Source organism: Pseudoalteromonas sp. Ps84H-4, assembly GCF_024124645.1.
Classification (GTDB): domain Bacteria; phylum Pseudomonadota; class Gammaproteobacteria; order Enterobacterales; family Alteromonadaceae; genus Pseudoalteromonas; species Pseudoalteromonas lipolytica_C.
This window is the reverse complement of the sequence record NZ_JAMXSK010000023.1, coordinates 39,880-58,317: the sequence shown is the minus strand read 5'-3', so window position 1 is coordinate 58,317 and position 18,438 is coordinate 39,880. Positions and strand designations below refer to the sequence as shown.

General features: G+C 40.4%; 11 protein-coding genes. 3 read left to right on the top strand and 8 right to left on the bottom strand.

The features are described 5' to 3' along the window. Positions 1–446: 446 nt before the first annotated feature. Positions 447–1,199: a transporter substrate-binding domain-containing protein gene (locus NH454_RS18080; protein WP_135926743.1), complete on the top strand. Its 753-nt coding sequence runs from the start codon at positions 447–449 to the stop codon at positions 1,197–1,199. Here NH454_RS18080 and NH454_RS18075 read toward each other — a convergent pair. From NH454_RS18075 to NH454_RS18065, 3 genes are all read right to left on the bottom strand, one after another. Next, the gene (locus NH454_RS18075; protein WP_235382939.1) at positions 1,196–2,701 is read right to left on the bottom strand and encodes a DUF2235 domain-containing protein; all 1,506 of its coding nucleotides are present in this window, start codon (positions 2,699–2,701) and stop codon (positions 1,196–1,198) included. The genes NH454_RS18080 and NH454_RS18075 overlap by 4 nt on opposite strands. A 127-nt stretch (positions 2,702–2,828) precedes the next feature. Then, positions 2,829–6,347, bottom strand: a complete 3,519-nt coding sequence (locus tag NH454_RS18070; protein ID WP_253039845.1) for an ATP-binding protein — start codon at positions 6,345–6,347, stop codon at positions 2,829–2,831. A 42-nt stretch (positions 6,348–6,389) separates the two neighbouring features. Continuing rightward, positions 6,390–7,337: a diguanylate cyclase gene (locus tag NH454_RS18065; protein WP_135926746.1), complete on the bottom strand. Its 948-nt coding sequence runs from the start codon at positions 7,335–7,337 to the stop codon at positions 6,390–6,392. Between the two features lie 118 nt (positions 7,338–7,455). On the opposite strand from NH454_RS18065, the gene NH454_RS18060 reads away from it, so the two are divergent. After that, on the top strand, positions 7,456–9,927 hold the full coding sequence (locus tag NH454_RS18060) for an EAL domain-containing protein (protein ID WP_235404334.1): 2,472 nt from the start codon (positions 7,456–7,458) through the stop codon (positions 9,925–9,927). Here the strand turns inward: NH454_RS18060 and NH454_RS18055 are convergent. The 3 genes from NH454_RS18055 to NH454_RS18045 all read right to left on the bottom strand — a co-directional run bounded on the left by NH454_RS18055 (position 9,924) and on the right by NH454_RS18045 (position 14,138). Further along, positions 9,924–10,496, bottom strand: coding sequence for a manganese efflux pump MntP family protein (locus tag NH454_RS18055; protein WP_135926747.1), 573 nt, complete (start codon positions 10,494–10,496; stop codon positions 9,924–9,926). The two genes, NH454_RS18060 and NH454_RS18055, sit on opposite strands and share 4 nt — an antisense overlap. Positions 10,497–10,584: 88 nt before the next feature. Then, on the bottom strand, positions 10,585–12,708 hold the full coding sequence (locus NH454_RS18050) for a hypothetical protein (protein ID WP_253039843.1): 2,124 nt from the start codon (positions 12,706–12,708) through the stop codon (positions 10,585–10,587). Between the two features lie 125 nt (positions 12,709–12,833). Next, positions 12,834–14,138 (bottom strand): NAD(P)/FAD-dependent oxidoreductase, encoded by a 1,305-nt coding sequence (locus NH454_RS18045; protein ID WP_199527468.1) that lies wholly within the window; start codon positions 14,136–14,138, stop codon positions 12,834–12,836. A gap of 259 nt (positions 14,139–14,397) precedes the next feature. Here NH454_RS18045 and NH454_RS18040 point away from each other — a divergent pair, with 259 nt between their 5' ends. Continuing rightward, positions 14,398–16,332 (top strand): RecQ family ATP-dependent DNA helicase, encoded by a 1,935-nt coding sequence (locus NH454_RS18040; protein ID WP_199527469.1) that lies wholly within the window; start codon positions 14,398–14,400, stop codon positions 16,330–16,332. A 51-nt stretch (positions 16,333–16,383) separates the two neighbouring features. Here the strand turns inward: NH454_RS18040 and NH454_RS18035 are convergent, their stop codons facing one another. Next, the gene (locus tag NH454_RS18035) at positions 16,384–17,751 is read right to left on the bottom strand and encodes a TrkH family potassium uptake protein (protein ID WP_199527470.1); all 1,368 of its coding nucleotides are present in this window, start codon (positions 17,749–17,751) and stop codon (positions 16,384–16,386) included. Beyond that, positions 17,748–18,407: a TrkA family potassium uptake protein gene (locus NH454_RS18030; RefSeq protein ID WP_054553462.1), complete on the bottom strand. Its 660-nt coding sequence runs from the start codon at positions 18,405–18,407 to the stop codon at positions 17,748–17,750. Before NH454_RS18030 ends, NH454_RS18035 begins: the two co-directional genes overlap by 4 nt. Positions 18,408–18,438 lie beyond the last annotated feature (31 nt).

Sequence of the window (18,438 nt, the reverse complement as noted above, 5' to 3'; positions counted from 1 at the left end):
GCAATGAAATGACCATTCATTGCGTTCACATAATCTTTTTATACTACCTAAGGCTAACTTAAAATCGTAAAAAATGTAGCCAACTGTTTCGATTAAAAACAACACCTAATTATTAGCAAAATAAACCCCAGAAATAGAAACCTTGATTCGGCTTTGATAAGCACAGCTAACAATTTACTAGAAGTGGTTTTATGTTTGCTTCATGCTCATCGCAGCCTGTCGGATGAAGCCCTTCCTATTCATAGACACAGCAGGAGAGCTTCTGCACTACACCCACGTAGCAGAGGCTTTATGCCGCGAAGATTAACGCGATATAAAATCGCTACTACATGCTCTAATCTTGAAACTAGTAACTTTCCCTTTCTTATTTTATACACTGGTCTTTCAGGTATTATCAACCATACTTGAATAAAGCGGTCTGTAGGTAGTTAAGCTAAGGTGGGTTGATGGGGTTAAAAGCGCTGTTTTTACTTGTTGTTGCTGTAGTAAGCAACTCGGCTTTTAGCTGCGATAAAACCTTAAAAGTGGGAATTAGTCAGCAGTGGGCGCCGTATACTTTTACGCAAAATGGAAAGCTCACAGGTATTGATATAGATGTGGTTAACTTAGTACTTAAAGAAGCTGGGTTTTGCGCTAAATACGTCATTATGCCTTCGTCAAAACGGGGCTTTGCTGAACTAAAGCATGGCAATGTTGATCTGTTGCCTGCGGCGAGTTATAGCAAAGAACGAGATGCATTTAGTTATTTTTCAGAGCCTTATCGTCTAGAAGTCATGCGGTTATTTTGGTATCCGAAACCATTTTTAGAAAAGCTTGATCTGCAAGGCTTGCTTGAACAACAACAAATTATCTTATCAAACAGCGGTAGTTATTATGGCCCCGAATTTTCACACTTTAGTACTGTGGAAAAATATAAATCGCAGCTGATCACTGTCCCTTCGTTACGTCAGCGCGTTGCTATGCTTAGCGCTAAGCGGGTTGATTTTTTTATTGATGACGAATTAGCAGGGCTTTATTTAATTCAAAATAATCAACACAGTGGTATCGCCCTTCACCCCTATATAATACACAATAACGATGTGTATTTGATGCTGAGTAAAGTAACTTTGGATGCTAATGAAAGGGCTGCGATTAGCCAAGCAATTGTGTCGAATAAGCAAGCGATAAAAGAAATTATCGCTCGCTATGTTACAAATTAACCTAATCGCGTAACACGAAGTTTTATGCGGCCCGCGTTTGCACCATAAAAGCGGTTTAGGTCGTTGGCAAAAGGGCAAAACTCGCCTGATTTTGCAATCCGAATATCGGCACCTTCGGCAATCTCAAACAAGTTTTCATCGTTGTTGTCTATTGCGCCAATCAGCGCAAACCATTGTGCGTGTGGCAAACGTCTAAATGGTTCAAGCACTGCCATTGGAATTTCTTTCACTCCAAGTTGAATATTGTCGCGATGCCAACCGCCGGGCCCACAGCTGATACCATCGTCATACCAAATTTGTTCTGGGTAGGGAGTGAATCGATAGGTACCACCTTGCTCTAACATTAAGCCTGTATGATTGTACTTTTCGGCGCCATACACAAATACATCTTTACTTTCATCTATGCTAAGTACCGTCATATTTTGTTTATCAAGTGCAATATGTGGGCTTAATCCTGTAAAACTTAAACGAGTTTCATCACTGTAAAGTACATCATAATTAAGGCTCTTTAGTGATTCAGGACGGTAACTTGTTAAGCGATTGATACGTTCTGCAACCGTGTAATGAATAGTAGGTGGGTGTTCGCTTTGTTCGTTATCAACCAACACGCAACACTCGCGATCTACAAGCTTGAATAACGGATTGAACCAAAAATAATTTTGCTGATGGCTCAGAGCAAGCGGATCTGGGGTTACTGTCACATCATCTTGCGCTATCAAATTGCGATGCTCAGCTGGGAGCAAACTGTTGTAGTTTATTTCTGCGCTTGTCAGTAGATTAAGTGAGACACTTTGTTCAATCAACCACTCAATGGCATAACGTAAGCAAATATCTGCTAATCCATCACGATAATAACCGCCACCTACGTCTGAATGAGCTCCCGCAAACCATATTTCTTCAACATGGGGGGCTTTGTTAATTAATGTTGGCTCAAAAGCACGGCGCTTTTCATCAAGAGCCACGCAATGAAGGGCTGATTTTATATTGCTTGCTAGCGTGTAGTTTTCAAAAATAACATGCTCTGCACCGCGAGTTGCTTTAGTTACTTTTGAAAAACCAATTGATGCCACAGTGTCAAATACACAAAGGTATACGTCATCACTGATCAGTGGTTCAAGGCATTTTGCAAAGCGCCGCGCAAGAGCCGCACCGCGGCTAAAACCGGTTAATAAAACTTTATCACCCACAGCGTAGTAGCTTTTAAAGTCATTCATTGCACGGTTTAAAATGCTGGCAACGTCATCACCTCTAGGAGCTAAGGCCTGGTTAAATAAACGCTTAAAGCGACTACCTTGAGTACCTATACCTTGGTAATAAAAACTAAGCTGGCTCGGGAAGGGGGTCTCAGGTTCACTATTAAGTGCACCGCCAAACAGTAAATGAAGTTTGAGAATATTTGAGATACTGGCGTCTTCTTTGAAGTGTGCGGCACTAAATTGTTCTGCATCACGAGGCTCACTGCCCGTGCCATCAAAGTTGAAAATCAGCGTTTTAGCGTTCATAGCGTCATTCCTTTAGTGGTTTGTCATAACATACAGAGCATTTATTAAAATTAGAAGACAAATTCATAGCGCGATAAAAAATACGGGCTTTGTTCTGACAAAGCCCGTATTTTTTTATCGTTATTTATTAACTTACTCTCGCTATGGTGTGCCTTTGTAATATGCTGAGTAATATCTCGTAGTCTTTCTCGATATCGATTAGCTTATGTTGGATATCTTTAAGGGTATTTCCTTTGCTAGCAGCGAGTACTTCTAACTCTGTAAAATGCTGATGTAATTTAGTGGCGCCAACGTCACCACAGGTGCCTTTTAGGGCATGGCTTATTGTGGCAATACCGTGATAATCTTGCTCTTTAATTACTGTGATTAACTGCGTTATTTTTTCATTAGAACTGTCTAAAAACATCTTACACACTTTATTAAGAAGCACTTCGTTATTCATCAACCGGGCAAGGGCAGCTTCTTTGTTCCAATGAATTTTTTCGTCGGTAATTAGCTCGCTATGTTCTGGTTCTGAGGTAACTTGCGCCTGATTTTCGGGAGCTTTGTTCTTCGAGTTTGGCTGTTTAGGAAACACTGATGATATCCATTTTGCTGTTGTCATGATTAATTTATCAGCACTAATGGGTTTAGTTATGTAGTCGTTCATTCCTGCATTTAGACATTTATTACGTTCACCCAACATTGCATTTGCCGTCATAGCAATAATAGGTATATTAATATGATGCTCTCCTGCAGCTCCATTCCTAATTTCTGTGGCGGCATCATAGCCATTTAATACGGGCATTTGGCAGTCCATCAACACACAGTGAAAAGGATCATTTACATCTGTATTTGCCAAAATATCTACAGCTTGTCTACCGTTTGAAGCCACTTCAAAGCGAAGTGAAAGACTTGTCAAAGTACCTTTAGCAACTGCTGCATTTATCTCGTTATCATCGACTATAAGTACTTTTGCACCTTCGACGCTGGCGTCAATGTGTGTTTGCGCATCGCTATCTCGACGTTTTTGGTTTTGCACACTCAGATCTTGTGCAACTCGTTCATCGGCGAGTTTTAGTAAAAACTCAGAAATAAGCACTGGTTTAGATAGTCGTGTGAAAGAGCAAAATCTTGCCTGAGGGGGGGGTTCTGTAGGATTTATTAGCACAACTAATTTAAATGGTAATGAGCTTGAACATTCATTTTCACAATAACTATCTAACTTAGCTAATAGTGGGTTTCCGGGTTCTAAAATAAGGGTTTCGAAAGGCATACTCTTAGTGAGTTCAAAGTCTTCAATGTCAATATTGGATAGTTCTCCGCCATACACGTTTATGAGTTTGGCCATGCTACTTTCGAGCTCTGGGTGCTTAACAAAAAGTGCAAATGTTTTGCCACTTAAACGCTGATTGCTAGGGGATTTTTGAACGTCATTAATTTTTAAGCGAATCGAAAACTCAAATGTACTACCTAGTCCTTCGATTGACTCAAAACTTATCTCGCCATCGAGTAAATTGGCAAGTTGCTTACAGATTGAAAGCCCAAGCCCCGTACCGCCATATTGTGATGCAATGGTGCTATCTGCTTGGGTAAATGCATTAAATAACTTGCTTTGATGTTCGTCAGGAATACCTGAGCCAGAGTCTTTAATAGTACATGTTAATACGGCGGTGTTTGTATCAATGGTACGGGTGTATGCTGAAAACTTAACATAACCAGTTTTGGTAAACTTAATCGCGTTATTAATAAGGTTGGTTAGTACTTGTGAATAGCGATGAGGGTCAGTGACGATAGAATTAAATTCTACATCGGCGATGTCTAATATAAATTCTAAGTTTTTCTCTTGTGCTTTAACGGCCATGCTGCCAGCTAAGCTTTCAAAAAACTTAATAGGATTAAACGCTTTTTTATCAAGGTCTAACTTGCCTGCTTCAATTTTAGATAGATCGAGAATATCGTTTATCAACACGTTGAGGTTATTCACACTTACCTCAGTCATTGCTAAGTAATGCCTTTGTTGATTACTAAGTGATTCGCGTTTAATTAAATTCAGAGTACCAATAATACCATTTAATGGTGTACGCATTTCATGGCTGATATTAGAGATAAAGGCGCTTTTAACTTGGCTGGCTTTTTCAAGTTGTGCGGTTCTTTTTGCAACTTTAACTTCGAGCTCATTGTTAGCTTGCTTTATTTTGTTACTAGCTTCTTTTTCGAGAGTGTTATCTCGAATAATAATTGCTGTGCCGCATTGCTGTTGATGCTCGTTAATAATGGCAGAAAATGCGACTGTTAAGTGACAGCTAGTCTGTGACTGAGGTGTAAAATCAATGTCAATTTCATATCGCTTGCGACTATCTCTTAACTCGGTACATACCTTTTGTATATCGATATTTGGCAAAAGTTTAAGTGTATTAATGTCAGTGCCGAGTACTTGCTCTCGTTGAAAGCTAAATAAATTTGTTGCTGCTTTATTCCAGCTGGTAACAACCCCTTTGTTGTTTATGCTAATGATTGCATCTTTAGAGCCACTAATTATAGCGGATGATACGGCTCTTGCCTGAGCAAGCTCTTGATTGCGCTTGAGGTTTCGATAAAAAAACACCAACATAAAAAGCAAAAATAGTGAAACACCAAGAAAGAAAACATACGTACTGATCCGTCGCTCGAGGCGGATTTTTGCAATGTCGTCATGGGAGAGTAAGATATGAGATGTTATAAAGCCTGATTCAGTATCACCTGAAAGTGGGATTCTGCGACTGAGCACTTCACTCTTTTTATTATTATCATAGGTAGCGTTAATACTCACTAAGCCACCGAGGTTTTCAGTATTAGTTTGATAAGTGGTATCCCAGCGATTCGAAGGTGCAAGATCTCGGCTAAAGTTAAAACGTTGATCTGGATGTATAAGAAAGTAACCTTCATTATCTGTGAGAATTAAGCTGTGAGGAGTTTGAACAAGCTCAGACAGAGAGTTAAACAGAATTTGGGTATTTACATTGGCTATAATAAAACCAAAACGTTGCATGTTTTCATCAAAAATAGGTAAAGCAAGTCGCAACATTGGTTTGTATGGAAACTCAAGCTTACCGTATTCACGGTTTAAGGTAATGGCAGATAGGTACATATCACCCAAAGAAAGCTGCGCACTTTGCTGATAGTAATCACGACTACTTTTATTCTGTAGTTGGTTGATCGCTTTTACGACGATGCCACCGGCTGCTCTATCAACACGAATCAATTCTTGGCCGGCATCTTGAGTACTGATAACCCGTAATTGCTCAAACTCAGAGTTTGCCTGTATGAAAGCAACAAAGATTGTTTCAAGTCGTTTTCTCCATTGTGCAGTTGTCGTGTTGTCGAGGGGGTCATTGCCATTATTTGCCGCTGCTCGTGCGAGTCCTGCAATAGGCGGTGTGGAGTATAGGAAATGTAAGTCATTTTTGTATTTACTGATATTTTCTTGGACTTGAAGGGTCACTGTACTACTTGAATCCTCAAGACGTGATTTAATCGAAGTAGTTAGCTCTTTTTCTAATTGTTGTTCAAATACAAAAATAGCTAAACACAACACCGTCATAATAAATAAAAAAGCCCAATAAAATTGATGACGACTTTCTGAATATTGATGAGAAGTTTTACGCACAAAGTTGTATGACATCATCTTAATCTTAGTTGGAAGGTGTTATTTTCGATTACATTGAGATTAGGCAATGATTGATATTTCAGCAAGTAGGCAAACGCTGCAGTTTCTGCCTCGATGTTTGGCTTGATACAGTGCTTTGTCAGCACATTTTATCAATTGTTCAGAATCTAAGTTTTCGTGCCCCTGCAAGGTAGCGCTGCCAATACTTATAGACACCGTTGTCGCTTCTGGGTTTGGGTGGGTGATATTTAACGCTTTGACATTAGCTAATAGTTTATGAGCTATATACTGAGCCCCTTGGATATCAGTATCTGGTAATACACATAAGAACTCTTCACCACCAAAACGCACAGTGGTGTCGGTTGAGCGGTTAACACTTCTTTTAATTTCTTGAGCGACTAACTTTAAACACTCATCACCTTGTTGGTGGCCGAAAGTGTCGTTGTATTCTTTAAACCAATCGATATCGATCATTAACACCGAAAGAGGATTATCATAACGTTTTGCTAAACGAATATTTTGCTCAAGTGTACTTTTTAAGTAGCGTCGGTTATTTAACCCTGTGAGGCTGTCTTGTTCGCACATTGTTTTTAGTAGGTCAGCTTGCTTTTTGATGGTTAAGTGAACATTAACTTTATTCAATAAGATATTGCCGTATACGGGCTTAGAGACAAAATCAACACCGCCCACTTGCCAGCATTTATCCTGAGCTTCAAGATCCATGATAGAGGTAATAAAAATAACCGGGATATGACTGTACTGAGAGTGTGCTTTTAACTGCTTACATACATCTAAACCATTTGTGTTGCCTAGATTAACATCTAAGAGGATTAAATCAGGAGAGTGAGACTCGCACATGGGCAAAACACTCTCACCGCAATCGGCGGTGAGAGTTTTAAAATGCGGAGCAAGTAAACTTTCAATCACTGTTGTATTAATTGGTTCGTCATCAACTATTAAAATAACAGACTCATCAAGTTTTAAATCGTTGGCTGCCAAAGGTTGCAAAATGATTCCTCTAGTTGTTGTATAAAGCGTAGCCGCATTTTTTAAATTCCTATAGTTAAAGGTGCTAAAAAATAATTTTAATTGGCGATGGCAATAATAAAGGACTAGAGTTTTCTTAATGATTTTAAAAGAGGCGACGGAAGTGCTTTTTACTCATCAAGAGAACAAACCCAGTAAAATTATGGTTGTTGATGACGAGCCAACAAGCTTAATGATTATGTTAGAGGCTTTAAACAACCTTGGTGAGATTGAATGTGTCGATAATGGCGCTGAGGCGCTTAAAAAAGCGGTTTTATTTCAACCAGATGTTATTTTACTTGATATTGAAATGCCAGATATGGATGGCTTTGAGGTTTGTAGACAGCTTAAAAACAACCCTATCACCCAATCAATTAGTGTCATATTTGTAACTTCACACAATGGACAAAAATTTGAATACCAGAGTTTTGCAAGCGGTGGTATCGATTTAATCATTAAACCTGTCGATTTAACTATTTGTCGTTTAAGAGTACAAAATCAATTAAAAATCAAACATCAAGAAAGACAAATTCTTGCAGCAAAAAATGATATTTCAACATTGGTTGAGCAAGTTCCTGTGTATATATCTTACTGGTCAAAAACAGAAGAAAATTTATTTAGTAATGATGAAACCGCCCATTGGTTTGCAAAAAGCAGTGAGCAAATGCTTGGTTGTTTCGCTAAAGATGTATTACCTGAAAAGCTGTATGAGGCTTTTCATCGTTGTATAACTGAAGGCATAGAGCAAGAAGTTTTAAATATACAGTTGCCCAGTCCTCGTAATAGGATTGAATATGTTAGAGCGCAAATAAATTTAAAAGTAATAGAGCAAGAGGTTACTGGTGTCATTCTTACTCTTTCGGACATCACCTCTATTACCAATACAAAAAAACAGCTATCGAATGAATCAGAACGTCTACGAGTTATGCTCAATTCGATTGGTGATGCAGTGATTGCCACGGACAACAACGCAATAATTAACTTTATGAACCCCATTGCAGAGCGTTTGACGGGATGGCATGCCGATGACGCAAAAGGCAGGCATATTGAAGAAGTTATGAACCTGGTTGATGCATCATCAAATACACGCTTAGTGAATCCTATTTTAGTTGCTTTAAAAGAGCATCGTATTGTTGCAATGGCCCTTAATAGCCAATTGGTTGGTTTTGATGGCCGTGTTCATCGCGTTGAAGATTCTGCAGCTCCTATTCGTGATATTGAAAACAACATTATTGGTGGCATCATCGTTTTTCATGATGTCAGTGAGTCGGTAGCAATGGCAGTAAAAATGACCCACTTGGCAAATCATGATTTATTGACAGATTTGCCTAACCGAGTTTTGCTACATGATAGGGTGGTTCATGCGTGTAAAGTCGCCTCAAGCATGAAAAAAAGTGTGGCTTTGATGTTGATAGATATCGACCACTTTAAATATTTAAATGACACATTAGGGCATCATAAAGGCGATTTGATTATAAAGCATGTTGCCAATCGGCTAGAGTCATTGCTTGATTTAAATACTACACTCGCACGTATTGGTGGCGATGAGTTTGTGGTGCTGATCCCCGATGTAAAATCGACAAGTAACGTAGATAGTATTGCTCTAGAAATTATAAATACGATGGCAATGCCTTTTCGCATTGATGGCCAAGATTATAACTTGTCTGTGAGTGTTGGTGTGAGTATGAATCCAAACGACTCATCTACCGCAGAAGAGCTTATGACTCATGCAGACGCTGCTATGTACAGAGCAAAAGAACAAGGGCGAAACCGGTTTTGTTATTACTCTGACGACTTAGAACATCAATTTAAGCAGCGTCAAAGCATTGAAAAGCTATTAAGAAATGCAATTGAACACGAAGAGATAGACGTTTATTACCAACCCAAGCTGGCTCTTGCCAGTGGGGAAATTGTAGGCGTAGAGGCTTTAGTACGTTTACGGGATGAGAATAATAACCTTGTCTCGCCACTGGATTTTATTCCGCTTGCCGAAGAAACGGGCTTAATTCATGCGTTAGGGTTATCGGTTTTAAAACAAAGTTGTGCTGCAGCCAAAGATTGGGCTGATAAAGGCTATAAAATAAAAGTAGCGGTAAATATTGCCGCGAAACAATTTACTGACAAAAACTTTTGCAATACTGTTGCTCAAACACTCCAAGAGACAGGGCTTCCAAGTGAGTTGTTAGAGTTAGAGGTAACAGAAAGCGCACTGATGCATGATTTCGAAGAAATCAAAAGTATGTTGAATAACCTAGCTTCGTTGGGGTTAGCGATTGCTATTGATGACTTTGGTACAGGTTATTCAAGTTTGTCATATTTAAAACTGTTTCCGGTGGATGTGTTAAAAATTGATCAGTCATTTATTCGCGATATGCTCACTGATACGCAAAGTATGGATATTGTTAGAACCATTACAAGCTTAGCGCATACTCTAAATTTACAGATTGTAGCGGAAGGAATCGAAGAAAAAGCACATTTAGAGAGTTTAATTGAATTAGGCTGTGAGCTTGGGCAAGGGTATTATTTTTATAAACCAATGCCCAAAGAAGCGTTTGATGCGTTGTTAAATTAAGCCATAGTATGACTGTACAAAATACCGCAGCCAATTAACACTAGAGCTATACCACCAATCGCTTCAGCTTTTTTACCAACCCAGCCACTGATAACATTGCCAAGTAATGAACCAATAGTGACCATTATCGTTGTTGCAAGGCCAATCATGGCGGCTGCTAAGTATATGTTTACTTTCATGAATGCGAGGCTGATACCCACTGTCATAGCATCAATACTAGTACCAACAGCAGTAAGTAAGGTGGCCATTAACGAGCGTTTATTTGTTGCTGTTAATGTATCGTCTTCATCGTCATCTTCTTTACGGCTTTCAAGCAACATATGAACACCTAGGCCTACCAATAGCACAAAAGCAATCCAGTGATCATAGGCTTCAACATATTCAGCACCTGCACTGCCAATTAGCCAGCCGATAACAGGGGCAATGGCCTCAATACAGCCGAAGATCAAACCCAATTTAATCGCACTTAAAACGCGCGGGCTTTTTAGTGTACTGCCTTTAGTGATTGATGCGGCAAATGCATCGGTAGACATAGCAAGAGATAATACACTCAGAGTAACAATGTTCAATTTTTGCGCCCCACAAAAAGTGCGTATTATACGCACTAGAACTTTAAACAGATAGGTTAATTTTTGTTTTTAGGGCTCTGTATTGAACTTATAAAGCGCTATATTGATAGTTATTCATGAGTGTACCTTCAGCAGGTGTGAGTTTTGGCTCAAGTTGAATAAGCGCTTCATAGACGCTTGGAGCGAGTTCTTTGAGTCGTTGTACCCGGCTAAAATGATTTTGCTCGAAATGGTTAACGAGCTTGAGTGTATTTGGCATATAGTCAACAAGAGTTTGCGTGTTATAACTTTGCTCAAGTGCTTGATCGAGAATATCTAATCCTGGTTTTGAAAAGTCGTGGGGTACTCCCAATTTGATTAAAAACTCAATTGCTTTATTTGAGTGATCAGTCGCATAAAAATACATATCCATGTCAAATGTATCTGTTAACGAAAAATCAAAACCATTTTCGGCTAATGATTGCCAATCTGATAGTGGAAGATTCTTCAGTAAGTAAAGGGCGCTTGGTGGAGTTGGATTAGCTCTGCTTTGCCAAATAGCGTTCATTTGTTCGATATTTTCTAAGGTTTTTGCAAGCAGTAAATTCGTTTGGTGCGTGCTGAGTTTGGCACCCTGCGTAATAGTTGCGAGGGCATTAAAGTCGTTATTGTTAATTGCTTCTTTAAAGGCATCTGGTTGATAAGGGGTTTGTTGCCTTAAATCACGAAAATGCATGAGATGCCAGTAATGAACAAGCATGGGGTCAATCTCTTGCAACATGTCAGCGGTCAATGGGCCTTGGCGCGCTTCGAGTTGTGTTAATTCATCCATTGCTTGTGAGCGGGTTTTAATCGCTTCTAAATTACTTAAATCTTGTTCTACCTGTTGGCACGTTTCATCAGCGGGTTTAAATTGTTGCTTTTGCTTTTCGTAGGCACGCAGCGCGTCAGAAATAGCAGAATCATCTTTGCTTTGATGCTTGAAGGCTGCTTTGTTTGCAATCAGGGGAATATCGCTTAATTCATCAAATGCTTTTGCGGCAAATTGCTCACCTACGAACAATAAGCTGTTTGGTAAAAATGATGACTTAAACATCAACAAGCGATCTTCTGATGTGCCTCTCACATGCTCGCCATGGGCTTTGTAGCCTTTATCCTTAAGGTACTTTAATGTCTCTCGGTGTTTGTTTTCAATAGGTTGTACTTGACTGTTTGAGCTACCTTTTAAGTTAACAAGAGCGATATCCATCGCCGTGAATACATCGGGCAGATTGGTTGGCTCAATACCGCGCTCATTCAAAAGCTCTAATATCGGCACGTTGAACTCACTGACTGCAACATCAGCCAGATTTAAATAGAGCTGCTCATGAATAAAATTATCACTCATGGCTGTTGGTACACCGCTTAACTGTGCCGTTTGCGCTATTAATGCTGTTATATACGTATTGGGTAAGTTGCTTTTTATGGCAATGGCTATGTCATTTATCGTAAAGTCTTTTGTCGATATGGCATTTTCAAATTCTGTCTCAGTTAAACTATGCGCGTTTAGAATAAATAAGATTGACGGCGAAATAAGTGCCGATGGACCTAGTTGAAAAGGTGATTTTAAATACGTATTAAAGTTATCAGTGTTATCTAATAATTTGTATAGCGCTGTTTTATTTACTTGCTCTGGGAGTGGTACGTCGAACATGATTGAACGGGTATTCATGTTCAGAGACTCAGCATTAGATGTTAATTTTTTAACAGTGTCGGCATCAAAATAATCAACAACCTCAAGTCCTTGCCAGTTTTTTAATATACTTATTGAGTCTGCATACTGAAACTGCTCTTTGGCATTACTTTTAATTGCGTTTATCAGTAAGGACTCAAATGAGCGATAAGATATTTTGGTTAGTTCTGAATAACTTAAAATTTCTGAGAGGGGTAAACCGTCTTTGAGTGCTTGCTTAAGAGCAGCATCAATTTGGCTATGATCAGTGGCCGCTTGCGTGGCTTTTATACTTTGTTGCTCACACTCAAGCTTTGCAAGTCGTAACTTTTTTAGAGCTGATGCTTTGCTGGTGTTTTGTTTATTTACATCTTCAGTTACAGAGCTCAGGCTAGCAACATTATTAGTGTGTATGGGCAATTTAGCAGTAACTGTCTCGCTTTGGGTCTGTTTATCAAAGTACAGGTAGGTTCCTACTGCACAAAGGCCTATAAATACTGTGAGTGAAATACCTTTTTTCATATTCAATCCATGGACTTAACTTGCAGAAATTGTATGGCTTTATATTGTGCTGTCAATGACTTAGGGACGAAGAGCATAAATAGCCGACAAACAACTGATTTGTCGGCTATGTTTTGCACTGTAGCCTAATGCAGTTTCATTTTTGGCCTAACAACGCGCAGTACTTTTTCGCTGATCCACAATGCAAAGGTTTTTGCGCTGCCATGAATGGCACGTTGATGCATACGATAGAGCGAAATATACATAAATCGCGCTATTTTACCCTCTATAAAAAAGCTATTACTGGTTAGGTTGCCCATTAAACTACCTACCGTGCTGTAGCGTGACAAATTAACTAAAGAGCCATGATCACTGTAGGTAAAGGCACTGAGTGGCTGATTTTTGAGTGTGGCTATTAGGTTTTTTTCAACACATTGTGCCATTTGATGGGCCGATTGCGCTCTTGGGGGCACTTGTGTGCCATCTTCTAGGGTAAATGCGCAGCAATCGCCAATTACAAAAATGTCGTCGTTAACACTACTTTGCAGGTATTGATTCACCTTAATTTGATTATTGCGGGTGAGTTCAAAAATACCAATGTCTTTAATGAAATCAGGGGCTTTTACGCCTGCAGCCCAAACCATGATATCGGCTTTAATATGTTCATCGTTTTTAGTGATAAAGCTGTTTTCTGTGGCTTCTTTTACTTGCGTGCCTTCGCGTACTGTTACTCCTAACTTAACCAGCTCACGTTTAGCCGAATTTGCAATGCGCTCGGGTAAAGCGGGTAAAATTCGCGGCCCCGCTTCAATTAAATCAATGTGTAAGCGTTTAGCAGTCATTTTGTTAAGGCCATACATTTTTAGCATGTCTGACACATGATAAAGCTCTGCCGACAGCTCAACCCCGGTTGCACCACCGCCGACTATAGCAATGGTTAAAGAATGCTGTGGATCATCATCTTGATGTAAACGGGTGAAGTTATCGAGTAGGGCATGCTGAAAGCGTTCAGCTTGTTGATTTGAATCAAGGTAGAAACAATGCTTGTTAACGCCTGGGGTATTAAAGTCGTTACTGACACTGCCTATAGCAAGTACTAGGTAGTCATAACTCACTTGGCGCTCAGGTAAAATGCGGTGGCCGAGCTCGTCTTTTAACTCGCTTAAAGTAATGGTTTTGTTGGTTTGATCTAAGTGGCAAAAGCTGCCAAGTTGAAAATTATAATGATGTTTTGCTGCATGCGCTGAGTATACAACGCCGTCTAAATCGGCATCAATCGAGCCCGTCGCTACTTCATGAAGTAACGGCTTCCAAATATGGCTGCGGTTTTTATCGATTAAAAGTATCTCTGCTTGGCGTTTTTTCCCGAGTTTGTGTCCTAATTGTGTTGCCAGTTCTAAGCCACCAGCGCCACCACCGACTATCACGATTTTAGGAGGTTGGTTAATCATTACGTTGCCCTCAAAAGTATAATACCTAAACACTCTTGCGAAAAAGCGCTTAGGTATTGCAAATCCATCCATCAATACCCCATGGCAACCCACCCATTGTGCGCCTTTTTGATGGTTTTGTCAGTACCCATTAAGAACAATGTAGTTAACTTAGTTATATGAATGACCTTGGGAGATTGAGCCAAACACGTTAGTATGGCTAATTCGCAGTAAGAGACCTATCATTACCTGAAAAAGGGAATGACAGTGAGGGATCAGGATGACTACACCACTACACACTTCGTTGAATCAATACTTTGGCTTTAATGAATTTCGCCAAGGTCAGCAACAAACCATTGAGCAGTTATTAAATCAGCAATCGTCGTTGGCAATTTTTCCAACTGGCTCGGGTAAATCTTTGTGCTATCAATTAAGTGCATTGCACTTACCTAACTTGACCTTAGTGGTATCGCCATTATTGGCACTGATGAAAGATCAAATTAGCTTTTTAAATAGCAAAGGTATTTACGCGGCAAGCCTTGATTCAAGCCAAACCAGTGAGCAAAGTCATACGGTAATGAGTGATGTGCGAACAGGGAAGGTGAAAATTTTAATGGTCTCAGTTGAGCGTTTTAAGAATGAGCGCTTTCGTGAATTTATTAAACAGGTGCCTATTTCGATGCTGGTGGTTGATGAAGCGCACTGTATATCTGAATGGGGTCACAACTTTAGGCCTGATTACCTAAAACTGCCGCGCTATCGTGAAGAGCTTAATATACCACTGGTATTGCTACTTACCGCCACTGCCACTAAAAAAGTAAAGCGCGATATGTGTGAGCGTTTTGCTATTGCCCCAGAATGTGTGGTGCAAACTGGCTTTTACCGAAGCAACCTCGACTTATCAGTGCTCAGTGTTGCAAGCCAAGAAAAATCTCAGCAATTAGCCAGTATTATAGCCAGCCAACAAGGAGCTGGGATTGTTTATGTCACCTTACAACATACCGCTGAGCAAGTGGCCGAAGGCTTGGCAAGAGCGGGCTTTAATGCGGTGGCTTATCATGCAGGCCTTGAGGATGATAAACGCTGGCAAATTCAAGATGATTTTATGGCGGGTAAAATCAATATCGTTGTGGCAACCATTGCTTTTGGGATGGGCGTTGATAAGTCTGATATTCGCTTTGTGATCCACTATGATTTGCCAAAATCGATTGAAAATTATAGTCAAGAGATTGGCCGCGCAGGGCGAGATGGTGCGCCGTCAAACTGTTTTACCCTAGCAAACCTTGATGGCTTAAATACCGTTGAAAACTTCGTTTATGCCGACACTCCCGAGCAAAGTGGGATTGACTATGTCATCAATAACATTCGTAACGAGCAAACGAACAACCAGTGGGAAATGCAAGAGTACAGCTTATCGAGCGAAAGTAATATTCGTGCTTTAGCGTTAAAAACCTTACTGGTGCAGTTAGAAATGCAAGGGGCTATTACACCTTTATATGCCTATTACGCCGATTTTAAATATAAGTTTTTAACGGATCAAAATGAGCTGCTTGGCCAGTTTGATGCTGACCGACAAGCGTTTTTACAGCAGGTATTTAAACATACAGAGTTTAAGAAAATTTGGGGCACACTTAATTTTGATGCACTAACCCGTGCCACTCAAGTAGATAGAAAACGCGTGGTTGCTGCGCTCGATTATTTGGCTGAAAAGGGCCACATAGCCCTTGAAACTAAACGTATCACGCAAGTGTATGAGGTGAATAACTCGGTAATAAACCACGCTGATTTAGCACAGCAACTGCACCAATACTTTATCGAAAAAGAGCAGGCCGAAATTAAACGTATCGCCACTTTAGTACGCTTTTTTGAGCTAGATAGCTGCTTAAGTTATAACTTAGCTCGCTATTTTGATGACCAGAATGCACCCCAGCAATGTGGCCATTGTTCAGTGTGTAGAGGCCAGCAGGTAAAACTTAGTTACTCATTAGTGCATCAAATGCCTGAGCAAAATGTGATTGCCAGCAAAGTTGCTGAGCTTAAACAGCACTTAGCCGCTAAAGGGATTAGTGATGTGAGCATCGATACTCAGTGCCGCTTTTTAGCGGGCATGAGCGTGCCTTTATTTACTCGTAATAAAGTCAGGCAACTATCAGGTTTTGGCCTTTGCGAACAGCAACGCTACAGTGACATTAAAGCCCTGCTACAGCAGTTGTAGCAGGGCTTTAGGTGTACATTTTTAACACTAAAAAGTGTCAAAGATGTGCACTTAGCCAATTTGAATACTGGTAGTCGGGTAGGTCAAAGGTTGGCTGTGCTGGCGAGCAAAACAATAAGCAAATGTTAATGGCCCAACCCGACCTATCAACATCAGCAATATGATGATGAGCTGACTAGGCGCACTTAAATCCCCAGTAATACCTCGCGAAAGACCTACGGTACTGAGTGCCGAAATTGCCTCAAAGGTAATATCAAGTAACGACCCTTGTTCAAGCTTGGTGATGATCATAATGCTGGTAAAAGCGATAAATAAGTACAGTATCATGACGCTTAATGCTTTTATCACTAACTTGTCGCTCATCTGACGGTTAAACACGGTGACCGTGGTTTGCTGTTTTAAATAGCTGCGCATCGCTAAAATTAGGATCACAAAGGTGCCGAGCTTTATGCCGCTCGCCGTACTGACTGAACCACCGCCAATCACCATCAGCAGCATAGTCAAAAGCGTTGAATCTTGACTCAAACCATCAATCGGTAGGGTATTAAATCCTGCGGTACGAGGTGTCACCGCTTGAAACCAAGCCGTTAATATTTGCTCAGACGTTGATAGCGGCGCTAATGTCGCCGGATTGGCGTGTTCAAAGAAAAAAATCAATATAAATGCGATGCAGTTGAGCACTAAGGTGGCAATTAACACCAAACGGGTATTGGTTGATAGTAACGACCAGCGCTTTTGTTTGTAGATATCAATCAGCACCGTAAACCCTAAGCCACCGATGATAAACAAAGTGGTGATCACCACGTTTACGGTTATATCGCCTTTGAATGCCGATAAGCTATCGCCACTTAACGCAAAGCCCGCATTATTGAACGCCGAAATCGTATAAAACAGACTGTGATAGGCGCTTTTTAGTGCGCCATAGTCATCGAACCAACTAATAAAGAGTAAGCAAAATGCCACCGACTCAATCACTAATGAATACACTAAAACATACTTAGCAACCTTGATCACCGAGGTTAAATCGTTAGTGTCAAAAGCGCGGCTGGCGAGTAAGCGTTGCTGTAAGCCTAGGGTTTTTCCTAAACTTAAAATTGAAATCACCGCCACGGTCATAAAGCCAATGCCACCTATTTGAATCAGCAACATGACCACGCTTTGACCAAATACAGTCAGATCAGTACCCGTGTCGATGACCACCAGCCCTGTTACTGTAACCGCAGAGGTTGCTGTAAATAATGCATCGAGCCAACTGATCGGTTGGGTGCTTGCCATTGGCAGCATAAGCAAGCCCGTGCCAAGCGTAATTAACACAATAAAGCCGATAGTGAGCACTAATGGTGGGTTTATTTTTTGCCGCTTACGGCACTTTACACCGCTAAATTGTTTAGGGTAAACGTTGGCTTGCCAGTTAATCATAATGCACGAAACCGTTTTGCTAATTTAGTTAAGTAAGTTTTAGAGCCCAGTAGCACCAAACTATCGCCGTGGCGCAGTTCGGTGTCGTTAGTCAGCTCAGTATTGAAGTAATCATCACGTCTTAGTGTGAGTGGTTTAATATCGCTATTACGCTCTTTGAGTAGCCAGCCAATTTTGCGACCTGAAAGCTGTAGATCAATGCCTAGTTCAACAATAAACGTGGATTGGTTAAGCGGGAAATATTGATTAACCATTGGGTAGTTAAGCGCTTGTGCAACCCTTACGCCCATTTCCTCTTCAGGGTGAATAATACGGTCAACGCCGAGTTTACTTAGTATCTGATGGTGGCTTTTGGTACAGGCCTTTACCCAAATTTGCTTTACACCTAAGTTTTTTAAATGCAATACACATAAAATACTGGCTTCAATATTCTCGCCAATGGCCACCAATACGGCTTGGCAACTGGGTAAATCTAGCCGTGCTAATTGTGTTTCATCACTGGCATCAACCACCACGGTAAAACTGAGTTGGTCGGCATAGTGATTAACGGTGCTTTCGCTAATATCGGCGGCACACACTGTATGACCTTGTTTTGAAAGTTCTAAACAGGCGGTTACGCCAAAACGTCCTAATCCGATTACTGCAAACTGAGCCATTGTCTTTCTCGCTATTGTGGGTACGCGCTAA